Here is a 13801-nt window from a genome sequence, read left to right on the forward strand (position 1 = left end):
ATTCTGACCCGCACGACTATCGACCACTGGCCAGCCGCCCAGGTCCACCGCCACACCCGACCGAGCCCCCGAAAAATCGACCAGTGGCCGATTCTGATCCGTCAGACCACGACTATCGACCACCACCCAGGAAACAGGGTGCCGCAATGTGGCAGAGGGGCCCGCGACCCAAAGGTCGCGGGCCCCTCAGAGCGTCAGGCTCAGCGGATCTCGCCGAAGTCCATCTCGTCGAGCGGGACGGCCGGGCCAACCACGTCGGAACCGAACGAGTAATCGTACGGGTCATAGCTCATGGTGAACGCCGATGCCTTGGCTTCCTCGGTCGGCTCGACCCGGATGTTGCGATACCGGTCGAGACCGGTACCCGCCGGGATCAGCTTGCCGAGGATGACGTTCTCCTTCAGGCCGACGAGCGAATCGCTCTTGCCCTGGATCGCGGCATCCGTAAGTACCTTGGTCGTCTCCTGGAACGAGGCCGCCGACAGCCACGAGTCCGTCGCAAGCGACGCCTTGGTGATACCCATCAGCACCGGGCGGCCCTCCGCTGGCTTGCCGCCCTCGGAGAGTGCCTGCCGGTTCGCCTTCTCGTAGCTAGGACGGTCGACAAGTTCGCCTGGCATCATCGAGGTGTCGCCCGAGTCGATCACGGTCACGCGACGCAGCATCTGGCGGATGATGATCTCGATGTGCTTGTCGTGGATCGGGGCGCCCTGCGTGCGGTACACGCGCTGCACCTCCTCCACCAGGTGTTCCTGCACCTTGCGGAGGCCACGGATACGGAGCACGTCCTGAGGATCGACCTGTCCCGCGGTCAGCTGCTGGCCGATGGCCACGTGGACGCCGTCGCGGATCGAGATCCGCTCCCCGTTGTGGTCCTCGAACTCCAGGCGGGTGCGCCGTCCGACCGGGTACTCCAGGTCCTCGCCGCCGTCGTCTCGGACGATGACGAGCTTCCGCGAACGGTCGCCATCCTCGATCCGGACCACACCGCTGGCCTCGGAGATCGGTGCCTTGCCCTTCGGCTGCCGGGCCTCGAACAACTCGGTGACGCGGGGAAGACCCTGCGTGATGTCGTCACCGGCCACACCACCGGTGTGGAAGGTACGCATCGTCAACTGGGTTCCGGGTTCACCGATCGACTGTGCCGCGACGATGCCGATGGCTTCGCCGACGTCAACTGTCTTACCAGAGGCAAGCGAACGGCCGTAGCACAGTGCACAGGTACCAACGGACGACTCACACGTGAGCACGGAGCGCACCTTGACGGTGGTGACCCCGGCGGCGACCAGCGTGCGGATCTCTGCGTCTCCAAGGTCGGTGCCAGCCTCGACCAGCACGTTACCTTCCCGGTCGACCGCATCGACGGCGAGGGTGCGGGCGTAGACCGCAGTCTCGACATCGCCAGACGTCTCAACCGTGGCGCCCTCTGCGAAGGGCTCGGTCGGCACCTGTACGGGGCGACCCGTCTCGTCGACGCCGGGCGTGCTCCACGTCGCGATGACCTTCGCGAGGCCACGCTCGGTGCCACAATCCTCTTCCCGGATGATGACGTCCTGCGAAACATCGACCAGTCGACGGGTCAGATACCCCGAGTCGGCGGTACGAAGCGCCGTGTCGGCCTGCCCCTTACGACCACCGTGCGTCGAGATGAAGTACTCGAGCACCGAGAGGCCCTCACGGAAGTTCGACTTGATGGGCCGGGCGATGATGTCGCCCTTCGGGTTGGCCACCAGGCCTCGCATGGCCGCGATCTGGCGCATCTGGGTCATGTTTCCACGGGCGCCCGAATCGACCATCATGTAGATCGGGTTGTCCTCGGTGAAGTTGTCCTTCATAGCCTCGGTCAGTTCCGCGGTCGCATCGGTCCAGATCGCGATGAGCTCCTGACGACGCTCGTCCTCGGTCACCGAACCGCGCTCGTAGAGCCGGTCGATCTTCGAGGCACGCCTTTCGTATCCGTCCAGGATCTCGGCCTTCTGCGGCGGCGTCTGCACGTCAGAGATCGAGACCGTCACACCGGAGCGCGAAGCCCAACGGAATCCCATGTCCTTGAGCGCATCGAGGGCGGTGGCCACGACGACCTTCGGGTACCGCTCGGCGAGTTCGTTGACGATCCTGCCGAGGACCTTCTTGCCGACGACCGTGTTGACGAACTCGAAGTCTGCGGGCAGGGCCTCGTTGAACAGGGCACGCCCCAAGGTGGTCTCGACCAGGAAGCTGCCGTCGGCCCGAGCCTCGAGCCCTGGCACGTTGACGTCAATGAGACGGATCTTGATCTTGGAACCGAGATCGAGAGCGCCGGCGTCAAATGCCATGACCGCCTCGGCGAGGGAGGAGAACGCGTGCCCTTCACCCTTGCCTGCGCGCTCCAGCGTCAGGAAGTAGTGGCCGATGATCATGTCCTGGGTCGGCATGGTGACGGGGCGCCCGTCGGCCGGCTTCAGGATGTTGTTCGTCGACAGCATCAGGATGCGCGCCTCTGCCTGCGCCTCGGCCGACAGGGGCAGGTGGACCGCCATCTGGTCGCCGTCGAAGTCGGCGTTGAAGGCCGTGCAGACGAGCGGGTGGATCTGGATCGCCTTGCCCTCGATGAGCTGCGGCTCGAACGCCTGGATGCCGAGTCGGTGCAGGGTGGGTGCACGGTTCAGCAGCACAGGATGCTCAGCGATGACCTCTTCAAGGACGTCCCACACGACAGGGCGCTGACGCTCCACCATGCGCTTGGCGGCCTTGATGTTCTGGGCGTGGTTGAGATCGTCGAGCCGCTTCATGACGAACGGCTTGAACAGCTCGAGCGCCATGGCCTTCGGCAGTCCGCACTGGTGCAGCTTCAGCTGCGGGCCCACGACGATGACCGAACGGCCGGAGTAGTCGACGCGCTTTCCGAGCAGGTTCTGGCGGAAACGGCCCTGCTTGCCCTTGAGCATGTCGGAGATGGACTTCAACGGCCGGTTGCCCGGACCGGTGACGGGGCGTCCGCGGCGACCGTTGTCGAACAGCGAGTCGACCGCCTCCTGGAGCATGCGCTTCTCGTTGTTCACGATGATCTCGGGGGCGCCGAGATCCAGCAGCCGCTTCAGGCGGTTGTTCCGGTTGATGACGCGCCGGTAGAGATCGTTGAGGTCGGAGGTGGCGAACCGACCACCGTCCAACTGCACCATCGGGCGCAGATCCGGGGGGATCACAGGCACGGCGTCGAGCACCATTGAGGCGGGGTGGTTCCCGCCGGTCAGGAAGGCGTTGACGACCTTGAGCCGCTTGAGCGCGCGGGTCTTGCGTTGTCCCTTACCGGTGGCGATGATCTCGCGCAGCGACGCGGACTCGGCAACCAGATCGAAATCCTGGAGTCGCCTCTGGATCGCCTCTGCGCCCATGGAGCCTTCGAAGTACTTGCCGAAGCGCTTCTTCATCTCGCGGTAGAGCATCTCGTCGCCCTCGAGGTCCTGGACCTTCAAGGTCTTGAACCGCGCCCAGACCTCGTCGATCCGGTCGAGTTGGCGCTGCGTGCGGGTGCGGAGGAGGCCTGCCTCCTTCTCAGCGGCCTCGCGCACCTTGCGCTTCACGTCCGCCTTCGCGCCCTCTTCCTCAAGCTGGGCCAGGTCCTCTTCGAGCTTGCGCAGGCGCGCCTCGATATCGGCGTCGCGCTTTGCGGCGACCTGCTTGGTCTCGACCTCGACCTTGGCCTGCAGCGAGGCGAGGTCGCGGTGGCGAGCCTCCTCGTCGACGGCCGTGATCATGTGCGCGGCGAAGTAGATGACCTTCTCAAGGTCCTTCGGCGCGATATCGAGCAGGTAGCCCAGCCGGCTGGGAACACCCTTGAAGTACCAGATGTGCGTCACCGGGGCAGCGAGTTCGATGTGCCCCATCCGCTCACGGCGCACGTTGCTGCGGGTCACCTCGACACCACAACGCTCACAGATGATGCCCTTGAACCGGACCCGCTTGTACTTGCCGCAGTAACACTCCCAGTCCCGGGTGGGGCCGAAGATCTTCTCGCAGAAGAGGCCGTCGCGCTCAGGCTTGAGCGTGCGGTAGTTGATGGTCTCGGGCTTCTTCACCTCGCCGTGCGACCATTCACGAATCTGATCGGCGCTCGCCAGACCGATTCGCAGTTCGTCGTAGAAGTTCACATCCAGCACTTTGTCTGTCTCCCCTCCGCGCCGCCGGTGCGGTCACGGTGTCTCTCATTTGTCTCAATGTGTTTCGGGCTGCGGACGGCATTGACCATCCGCGGAGGCCACGGGGGCCGGGGCCCCCGTGGGTTCAGACTTCGCCGACGTCTGCGAAGTTGTCGGAACCGGGGCGCCGACCGAGGTCGATACCGAAGTCCTCGGCAGAGCGGATGTCGTCCTCGGACTCACGCAGGTCGATGACCCGGCCGTCGTCGGAGAGCACCTCCACGTTCAGACAAAGCGACTTCATCTCCTTGACGAGCACCTTGAACGACTCCGGGATTCCGGGCTCGGGGATGTTCTCGCCCTTGACGATCGCCTCGTAGACCTTCACGCGGCCGGGGACATCGTCAGACTTGATGGTCAGGAGTTCCTGCAGAGCCCAAGCGGCGCCGTAGGCCTCGAGCGCCCACACTTCCATCTCACCGAAACGCTGGCCACCGAACTGGGCCTTACCGCCGAGTGGCTGCTGGGTGATCATCGAGTACGGGCCGGTCGAACGCGCGTGGATCTTGTCGTCGACCAGGTGGTGGAGCTTCAGCATGTACATGTAGCCGACGCCGATCTTATCCGGGAACCGCTCTCCGGTACGACCGTCGAACAGGGTCGCCTTGCCGGAGGAGTCGATCAGCCGGTCACCGTCGCGGGTGGGCAGCGAGTTGTCGAGCAACCCTGCGATCTCCCGCTCGTTGGCGCCGTCGAACACGGGCGTGGCGACCTTCGAATCGCCCTCGACGCGGCCGAGGCCGACCTCGCGGAGCCTGTCGGCCCACTCCCCCTCGACACCGGTGATGTCCCAGCCGGTCTTGGCGATCCAGCCGAGGTGGTTCTCCAACACCTGGCCGACGTTCATGCGGGAAGGTACACCGAGCGGGTTCAGCACGATGTCGACGGGAGTCCCGTCCTCGAGGAACGGCATGTCCTCGACGGGGAGGATCTTCGAGATGACGCCCTTGTTTCCATGGCGACCGGCGAGCTTGTCGCCGTCGGAGATCTTGCGCTTCTGGGCGACATGCACGCGAACGAGCTGGTTGACTCCTGGCAGGAGCTCGTCGTCGTCCTCGCGGTCGAAGACCCGAACCCCGATGACGGTGCCGGTCTCGCCGTGGGGCACCTTGAGAGAAGTGTCGCGCACCTCACGGGCCTTCTCGCCGAAGATGGCACGCAGCAGGCGCTCCTCAGGGGTCAGCTCGGTCTCACCCTTCGGGGTGACCTTGCCGACGAGGATGTCGCCCGCGCCGACCTCGGCGCCAATGCGCACGATGCCGCGCTCGTCGAGGTCGGCCAGCATCTCGTCGGAGATGTTGGGGATCTCCCGGGTGATCTCCTCCGCGCCCAGCTTGGTGTCGCGGGCGTCGACCTCATGCTCCTCGATATGGATCGAGGTGAGGACGTCGTCCTGGACGATGCGCTGCGAGAGGATGATGGCGTCCTCGTAGTTGAGGCCCTCCCAAGGCATGAATGCCACGAGGAGGTTGCGACCGAGCGCCAGCTCACCCTGCTCGGTGCAGGGACCGTCGGCGAGTGGGGTACCGATCTCGACCCGGTCGCCCGGGGCCACCAGCGGGCGCTGGTTGATGCAGGTGCCCGCGTTCGAACGGACGAACTTGTCGAGCTTGAAGCTCGTGTAGGTGCCGTCGTCGTTGGCGATCTCAATGAGATCCGCAGCCACCGAGGTGACAGCGCCCGGCTTCTTGGCGAGCGTGACGTCACCGACGTCGACGGCGGCACGGTACTCCATGCCGGTGCCGACGAAGGGCGACTCGTTGCGGATCAGGGGGACGGCCTGGCGCTGCATGTTGGCACCCATCAGGGCGCGGGAAGCATCGTCGTGCTCGAGGAACGGGATCAACGCGGTGGCGATGGAGACCATCTGACGCGGTGAGACGTCCATGTACTCGACCTCAGAGACGGGCACCTCGTCGGCGTCGCCGTGCTTCAGCCGGACGAGGACGCGCTCTTCGGTCAGCCGACCGTCTGCGTCGGCCTTGGCATTGGCCTGCGCTATCGAGTAGCGATCCTCTTCGTCGGCGGTCATGTAGACGATCTCGTCGGTGATCCTGCCGTCGACGACCTTGCGGTAGGGCGTCTCGATGAAACCGAACGCATTGACCCGCGCGAACGAGGCCAGAGAACCGATGAGGCCGATGTTCGGGCCTTCAGGGGTTTCGATGGGGCACATGCGGCCGTAGTGCGACGGGTGGACGTCTCGAACTTCCATGCCAGCACGGTCACGGGAGAGACCGCCGGGGCCGAGCGCCGAAAGGCGACGCTTGTGGGTCAGGCCGGCGAGCGGGTTGTTCTGATCCATGAACTGCGACAGCTGCGAGGTGCCGAAGAACTCCTTCAACGCGGCCGTCACCGGCCGGATGTTGATGAGCGTCTGCGGTGTGATCGCCTCAATGTCCTGCGTCGTCATGCGGTCGCGGACCACACGCTCCATGCGACCGAGCCCGGTACGCAGCTGGTTCTGGATCAGTTCCCCGACGGTGCGGAGACGCCTGTTTCCGAAGTGGTCGATGTCGTCGGCCTCGACGATGACGTCACCCAGCATCTCCTGATGCTCGTGCAGTGCCACGATGTACCTGATCGCCGACACGATGTCGTCGATGGTGAGCGTCTGCTGGTCGAACGGCAGCCCGACCCCGAGCTTCTTGTTGATCTTGTACCGGCCGACCTTCGCTAGGTCGTAGCGCTTCGGGTTGAAGTAGTAGTTGTCCAGCAACTGCTGCGCGGCATCGCGTGCCGGCGGTTCGCCCGGACGCAGCTTGCGGTAGATGTCGAGCAGGGCCTCGTCCTGGGTCTTGACCGAGTCCTTCTCCAGCGTGAGCCGCATGGACTCGTAGTCGCCGAACTCCTCGAGGATCCGGTCCTCGCTCCAACCGAGCGCCTTGAGCAGGACGGTGACGTTCTGCTTGCGCTTCCGGTCGAGGCGCATGAAAACCATGTCGCGCTTGTCGATCTCGAACTCGAGCCAGGCGCCACGCGAAGGGATCACCTTGCAGGAGAAGATGTCCTTGTCGGAGGTCTTGTCGGGGGTCTGCTCGAAGTAGACGCCCGGCGAACGGACCAGCTGGGACACGACGACGCGTTCGGTGCCGTTGATGATGAAAGTGCCCTTGTCGGTCATCAGCGGGAAGTCGCCGATGAACACGGTCTGGGACTTGATCTCGCCGGTGTCGTTGTTCACGAACTCGGCGGTGACGAAGAGGGGGGCGGCGTATGTGACGTCGCGGTCCTTGCACTCTTCGATGCTGTACTTGGGTTCCTCGAAGCGATGGTCGCGGAACGACAGCGACATTGTCTCGTTGAAGTCCTCGATCGGCGAGATCTCAGCAAAGATCTCCTCCAACCCTGACCGGGTGTTGACGTCGGTTCGGCCGGCGGCGAGCTGGGCGTCTACCTTCGCGCGCCAGGTTTCGTTACCGACCAGCCAGTTGTAGGCATCGATCTGCAGGTCCAGGAGGTTGGGAACCTCCAACGGCTCATGAATCTTCGCAAAGGAGATCCGGCCGGTGGACGAGACGACATTGGTGTTCTTCAACGCAGAGCGCGAGGCGGCCAAGATTCGGTCCTTCCAAGAACGCTTGAAGCAAATTTCCGTGCATAGCGAACCACCCGCGTCAAGTCACGGGTGCGGCGCATAGCTGGGCAAATGACCACTATAGAGCAAGTGGGCACGACACACAAGTGCCCCATCCCCATCGGGGCTGTGGCTCTGCGGCAGGTCGACGTTGACCTCGCCAAAGATGATAGCGATTCGCGGACGCGGCGCAAGCCCTGCCACGCCGGTGGCGCGTCAGCTGGCTGACGGCCGCGTCGTGCCTCGGCCGGAAATGGGCCGTGGCCCGCCCCCAGCAGGGACGGGCCACGGCCTCAGATTCAGCGCCAGCTGCGTCGGGTCACTTGACCTCGACGGAGCCGCCGGCGGCCTCGAGGGCCTCCTTGGCCTTGGCAGCGGTCTCCTTGTCGACGCCCTCAAGCACCGGCTTCGGGGCGCCCTCAACGAGGTCCTTCGCCTCCTTCAGGCCGAGGGAGGTCAGAGCGCGCACCTCCTTGATGACGGCGATCTTCTTGTCGCCACCGGAGGTCAGAATGACATCGACCTTGTCGGAAACCTCTTCAGCGGCACCGGCGTCGTCGCTACCGGCAGCGGCGGGAGCAGCAGCCACGGCGACCGGGGCGGCAGCGGTGACCTCGAAGGTGTCCTCGAAGAGCTTGACGAACTCGGAGAGCTCGATCAGGGTCATTTCCTTGAACGCGTCAAGGAGCTCGTCGTTGGTGAGCTTCGCCATGTTGGCGTTTCCTTTCGTAAAAAAACTGTGATCGCAGCGGTTGCTGCAACTGATCACTCCGCAGCGGGCGCTGCTTCAGTTGCCGCGTCCGCGGCGGGGGTCTCATCCGAGGCGACGGCGGCCGGCGCTGAGCCTGCACCGCCGATCAGGGAGGGGTTGGCCTCTGCGGCGGTCTGCAGCGCGCCAAAGGCGCGGGCGCCCTTCGCGAGCGGGGCAGCCAGCATGTAGGCCGCCTTGGCCAGGTTGGCCTGCATTGCACCGGCAAGCTTGGCAAGCAGAACCTCGCGGGATTCGAGGTCGGCCAGCTTCAGCACAGCCTGGGCGTCGAGGAACCTGCCCTCGAGAACACCACCCTTGATCGCCAGGGACGGATTGGCCTTCGCGAAGTCACGCAGCCCCTTGGTGGCGGCTGCGATATCACCGGTGACGAATGCGATTGCGGTGGGGCCGTTGAGGACGTCTTCGACGCCCTCAATACCGGCTTCCTTGGCCGCGATCGTCGTCAGGGTGTTCTTCGCAACGGCGTAGGTGGCGTTCTCACCGAGGGATCGACGGAGGTCCTTCAGATCCTTGACGGTGAGACCGCGGTACTCGGTAAGCACTGCCGCCGCCGAGTTGGTGAACTTGTCACTCAGCTCCGCGACCTTGGCAGCCTTGTCCGGCCTCGCCATGTGGTCTCCTTCCGATCTAGCTTCCCTGGCCTCCCGGCGGGAGGTCCAAGGGCCTCGGACCACAAAAAAGCCCCGTCGCCGGTGGCGCGGGGCACTTCCAAAGCATGGAAGAAGCTCATACGTTCACCTGCGCGGGTGCCTTTCGGCTTTATGACTGGCGTCACCTGCGGTCTTCGGCGGACAACACACTACCGATCTTGCGGTGCCACACCAAATCGTCGGGGGTGACGCCCCGACGCGTCGATGTGCCGCGTCAAGCCGGACGAGAGCGATACCACCGTGCGCCCGCTGTACTGCTGCGCTGGCCGGTGCACTATCCTCAAGCGGGTTGGCTCCTGTAGCACAAGCGAAAGTGATTCCCATGCGCCGTTTCCTCGCCGTCGGCCTTCTGGCCACCTTGACCCTCTCCGCCTGCGGCCAGGCCGGAGACACACCCCAGGAACCGGGAACCGGCACCGAATCGTCGGCCTCGGCAACCACCGATTCCACCGACCGCACCTTCGATGTCTCCGGCGTGACCAAGGTCGACGACATCGCAGCGCTCCTCCCGGAGGAAGTCGCCTCGAAAGGGACCCTCATCGTAGGCGCGTCGACCGACTACGCGCCGGCCGAGTTCCGGGCAGACGACCTCAAGACGGCGATCGGCTACGACGTCGACCTCAGCAAGGCGCTCGGCAACGTCCTGGGCCTCGAAGCCGAAGTTCAGGACGCGGAGTTCGCATCGCTGATCCCCGCGATCGGTTCGAAGTTCGACGTCGGCATCTCGTCGTTCACCATTCGGCCCGACCGCCTTGAGGCTGTCAACATGATCTCGTACATCAATGTCGGTTCCAGCTATGCCGTAAAGGCCGGCAACCCTGACCTGTTCGACCCCGAGGACGTCTGCGGCAAGTCGATCGCGGTTCAGACCGGCACCGATCAGGAGACGGCGCTGGGCGACTTCAGCACGGCCTGCACCGATGCGGGCAACGATGCGATCGACATCTTGAGCTACGCCCGGCAGTCCGATGCGACGACCAACGTCGTCGGTGGAAAGGCCGCGGCCTTCTACGCCGACTCCCCCGTGGCCGGCTACGCGTCGGCCCCGACCGGTGGCCAGCTCGAGGTCGTCGGTGGCGTCCGTGACTCCGCGCCTCAGGGGATCGTCGTGGCCAAGGATGATGCCGCGCTGACCGATGCCATGCAGCAGGCGATGCAGCACCTCATGGACGACGGCACCTGGGAGGCCATCCTGGACGCGTGGGGCGTCGAAGGTGCGCTGACCACGGCCGAGCTGAACCCGCAGGGCTGAGCCGAGCCATGGCCGAGTCGACCCCCGAGCTGATCCACGCCCGTCCCGTCTTCAGGCCGAGCGTCTGGATCTGGGCCGCGATCGTGTTGGTACTCGCAGCCATGTTCGTCCATGGTCTGGTCACCAATCCCAACTACCACTGGGAGATCGTCTGGGAGTACCTGTTCGACCCGAGGGTCGTCTCGGCTGTCGGCTGGACCTTGATACTGACCGTGGCTGCGATGTGCCTCGGCATCCTCATGGCGGTGACGATGGCCATCATGCGGATGGGCACCAATCCGGTCCTGAGGGCGGTCTCGTGGGCCTACATCTGGTTCTTCCGGGGAACCCCGATCTACACCCAACTGGTCTTCTGGGGGCTGGTCGGGGTGCTCTATCAACGCCTGAGCATCGGGATCCCCTTCGGGCCGGAGTTCTTCTCCTTCAACACCTACGACCTGATCACCCCGGCCGTCGCCGCAATCCTCGGGCTCGGACTCAACGAAGGCGCCTACCTCGCAGAGATCGTCCGAGGTGGCCTTCAATCCGTCGACAAGGGCCAATGGGAGGCTGCCAATGCGCTCGGGATGAAGCGCTCCACCACCTTGCGTCGGATCGTGATCCCGCAGGCGATGCGTGTGATCGTGCCGCCGACGGGCAACGAGACGATCTCAATGCTGAAGACGACTTCGCTGGTGCTCGCCGTCCCGTTCTCGCTGGAGCTGACGTTCGTCTCGAACGCGATCGGGAACAAGATGTTCCAGCCGCTTCCACTACTACTGGTGGCCGCCATCTACTACCTGGCGATCACCTCCATCCTGATGATCTTCCAGACCCGGATCGAGGCCTACTACGGCAAGGGCTTTGACGGCGAGAAGCCCGCGAAGGCCGGCCGGGGGATGTCCAAGCGTCAACAGTCGATCCTCGCCGCAGGCACGGTGCACGACGACCCCACCCTGGAGGTAACCCCATGACGGCGATGATCGAGGCGAAGGGCGTCCACAAGCTGTTCGGCGAACTGCACGTACTCAAAGGCATCGACTTCACCGTCGAGCGGGGCGAGGTCGCCGTGCTGCTCGGACCCTCTGGATCCGGGAAGTCGACCCTGATCCGCTGCATCAACGAACTGGAGCAGATCAGCGCCGGCCGGATGTACGTCGACGGAGAGTTGATGGGTCTGCGGGAGAAGAACGGTCGCCTGCACCGGCTCAGCGACAAGGAGATCGCCCACCAGCGCTCCAGGGTCGGGATGGTTTTCCAGCGGTTCAACCTGTTTCCGCACATGACGGCCCTGGCCAACGTGATGGAGGCGCCGCGCCAGGTGCTGCGGATGTCGAAGGGCGAGGCCGAGCGCGACGCCCGTGAGCAGCTGGAACGGGTCGGGCTGGCCGACCGGGCCGACCACTACCCGTCGCAACTGTCCGGTGGTCAGCAGCAGCGCGTCGCCATCGCGCGTGCACTGGCGATGAAGCCGGAGCTGATGCTCTTCGATGAGCCGACTTCGGCGCTCGACCCTGAGTTGGTCGGCGAGGTGCTGACGGTGATGCAGGACCTGGCGGCGTCAGGGATGACCATGGTCGTGGTGACGCACGAGGTCGGGTTCGCGCGCGAGGTCGCCGACCAGGTGGTCTTCATGGACGACGGCGTCATCGTCGAATCCGGACCTCCCGCAGCGGTGATCGACAACCCGCAGAACCCGAGGACGAAGGACTTCTTCGCCAAGGTGCTCTGACGCCTTCGCGTCGGTCACCATCGAGAATCGGCCACTGGCCGATTCTCCCCCGTCTGGTGTCGAGTATTGACCACTCCCTCCCCGACTCCCGCGTAACGAGCAACACCTTCGGTCACCATCGAAAATCGACCACCGGCCGATTCTCCCCCGTCACGCGACGAAAGACGGCCACAGCCTTGGGCGCGTCGCCAACTGTCAGGCCGCGAACTCGGATGGGTTTGAGGTGCAGCGGCGCCCGCAGCGACGCACCTTGTGGGCACCTCCCACCCCCGGCCAGCCACGATTGAGAAGCACAGCCCCCACGACGGCAGCAGCCGTGCAGGAGTGCAGCACCACGTCGTGCCATCCGAACCGCAGTGTGGAGAACCCCCTTAGCAGGTGGCGATTGTCCCTCTTCGCATCCTTCCACTTTCCGTCCCCCTCATGCCCTCGGCGTCCATCCAACTCGATGATGAGTCTGAACTCTTCGAGCAGGATGTCGCTGCGTGTCCCTTCGGAAACGGCGACCTGCCGTGCCCCTTCTGGAAGGGCATGTGCCCTCATGACGCTATGCAGGAAGTGGTACTCCAGAGTGCTCTGCACCCCAAGTTCAAGATCCGGAAGGATCTCGAGGATCATCTTGCGATGACGCAGGTTACTGAGCTCAGTGGCGCGTTCCCGGATGCGCCGAGGTGTGACGGCCCGGCTTGTAAGCGCTGCGCTCAAGACGTCGATGACCGCATCGGGTGGCCCTTCGGCGGCGGCTTCGAGGACGGCATCCTCAATGACCGACCTGGGTAACGCTCCTCGGCTTCGCCTTTCGCCTCGGCGAAACAACCAAGGCCCCTGGGTGCGCGAACGACTTCCCCAGATGGTGATCTTGTCTGGCTCTGGGCACAGCCCATAGAGGTGTGCCGCCGCACGCCCACCGACGGATGCTGGCCCCTCCGCGAGCAGGATCCCGGCTCTACAGACCGACTCGAAGTCTGGCCGCATGGCTGAATAGATGCCTTGGCCGATCCGGAACCACCCGCCCGAGCGAAGTTGGCGATCGATCATGGACTGTGAAGCCCCGGCCTGAAGAACCTGAGGTCGGGAGAACACCCCGTTCTGGGATGCCGCGAGTTCGTGGAGTGCCTGTGGCAATTGTGCTGTTGGTCTCATGCACCGACTCTCCGACGGTGCAGGTCCGAAGTTGCACTTATCAACAGCAAAGGATGCTACGCACCAAAGTTATCCACAGGAACTGCCGTGGTGGCGCCGTCAGATCGTGAACGTCCGATGACTCATCGCGCCGACCCAGACGCTAGGCAATGGCCAATACTCGACCCCAGACACTCCAGAATCGGCCACTGGCCGATCTTCCAGGCAGCACGCCGACCCCAACCACCACCCAGACACTAGGCAATGGCCGATACTCGACCCCAGACACACCAGAATCGGCCACTGGCCGATCTTCCAGGCAGCACGCCGACCCCAACCACCACCCGGACACCAGGCAGTGGCCGATACTCGACCCCAGACACACCAGAATCGACCACTGGCCGATTCTCCAGGCACCACGGCAACCCCAACCACCACCCGGACACCAGGCAGTGGCCGATACTCGACTCCAGACACACCAGAATCGACCACTGGCCGATTCTCCAGGCAGCACGCCAACCCCAACCACCACCCAGACA

8 protein-coding genes are annotated in these 13801 nt (G+C 64.5%); 3 read left to right on the plus strand and 5 right to left on the minus strand.

Annotation, left to right across the window (positions count from 1 at the left end):
* Positions 1-200: 200 nt before the first annotated feature.
* From BUC15_RS11955 to rplJ, 4 genes are all read right to left on the minus strand, one after another.
* Positions 201-4139, minus strand: a complete 3939-nt coding sequence (locus BUC15_RS11955; protein WP_073188583.1) for a DNA-directed RNA polymerase subunit beta' — start codon at positions 4137-4139, stop codon at positions 201-203.
* A gap of 124 nt (positions 4140-4263) precedes the next feature.
* Complete coding sequence (gene rpoB, locus BUC15_RS11960) at positions 4264-7737, minus strand: DNA-directed RNA polymerase subunit beta (RefSeq protein WP_084189552.1); 3474 nt, start codon at positions 7735-7737, stop codon at positions 4264-4266.
* 337 nt (positions 7738-8074) lie between these two features.
* Positions 8075-8467 (minus strand): 50S ribosomal protein L7/L12, encoded by a 393-nt coding sequence (rplL, locus tag BUC15_RS11965; protein WP_073188587.1) that lies wholly within the window; start codon positions 8465-8467, stop codon positions 8075-8077.
* 53 nt (positions 8468-8520) lie between these two features.
* Positions 8521-9138 carry a 50S ribosomal protein L10 gene (rplJ, locus tag BUC15_RS11970; protein ID WP_073188589.1) on the minus strand — a complete coding sequence of 206 codons (618 nt, stop codon included), beginning with the start codon at positions 9136-9138 and terminating at the stop codon, positions 8521-8523.
* A 361-nt stretch (positions 9139-9499) separates the two neighbouring features.
* Here rplJ and BUC15_RS11975 point away from each other — a divergent pair, with 361 nt between their 5' ends.
* The 3 genes from BUC15_RS11975 (at position 9500) to BUC15_RS11985 (ending at position 12140) form a co-directional block, all read left to right on the plus strand.
* Positions 9500-10429: an ABC transporter substrate-binding protein gene (locus tag BUC15_RS11975; protein ID WP_073188591.1), complete on the plus strand. Its 930-nt coding sequence runs from the start codon at positions 9500-9502 to the stop codon at positions 10427-10429.
* Positions 10430-10695: 266 nt separating this feature from the next.
* The gene (locus BUC15_RS11980) at positions 10696-11382 is read left to right on the plus strand and encodes an amino acid ABC transporter permease (protein WP_425443364.1); all 687 of its coding nucleotides are present in this window, start codon (positions 10696-10698) and stop codon (positions 11380-11382) included.
* A 5-nt stretch (positions 11383-11387) separates the two neighbouring features.
* Complete coding sequence (locus BUC15_RS11985) at positions 11388-12140, plus strand: amino acid ABC transporter ATP-binding protein (protein WP_139280239.1); 753 nt, start codon at positions 11388-11390, stop codon at positions 12138-12140.
* A 195-nt stretch (positions 12141-12335) separates the two neighbouring features.
* On the opposite strand, the gene BUC15_RS19530 is transcribed toward BUC15_RS11985, so the two are convergent.
* Complete coding sequence (locus BUC15_RS19530; RefSeq protein ID WP_139280238.1) at positions 12336-13283, minus strand: type IV toxin-antitoxin system AbiEi family antitoxin domain-containing protein; 948 nt, start codon at positions 13281-13283, stop codon at positions 12336-12338.
* Positions 13284-13801: the final 518 nt, after the last annotated feature.

The sequence above is a fragment of the Tessaracoccus bendigoensis DSM 12906 genome (assembly GCF_900141915.1).
Lineage (GTDB): Bacteria > Actinomycetota > Actinomycetes > Propionibacteriales > Propionibacteriaceae > Arachnia > Arachnia bendigoensis.

Coding starts and splice junctions, on each gene's coding strand:
- rplL (WP_073188587.1), bottom strand. CDS start 8,467: ATGGCGAAGCTCACCAACGACGAGCTCCTTGACGCGTTCAAGGAAATG.
- rplJ (WP_073188589.1), bottom strand. CDS start 9,138: ATGGCGAGGCCGGACAAGGCTGCCAAGGTCGCGGAGCTGAGTGACAAG.
- BUC15_RS11975 (WP_073188591.1), top strand. CDS start 9,500: ATGCGCCGTTTCCTCGCCGTCGGCCTTCTGGCCACCTTGACCCTCTCC.
- BUC15_RS11980 (WP_425443364.1), top strand. CDS start 10,696: ATGGGCACCAATCCGGTCCTGAGGGCGGTCTCGTGGGCCTACATCTGG.
- BUC15_RS11985 (WP_139280239.1), top strand. CDS start 11,388: ATGATCGAGGCGAAGGGCGTCCACAAGCTGTTCGGCGAACTGCACGTA.
- BUC15_RS19530 (WP_139280238.1), bottom strand. CDS start 13,283: ATGAGACCAACAGCACAATTGCCACAGGCACTCCACGAACTCGCGGCA.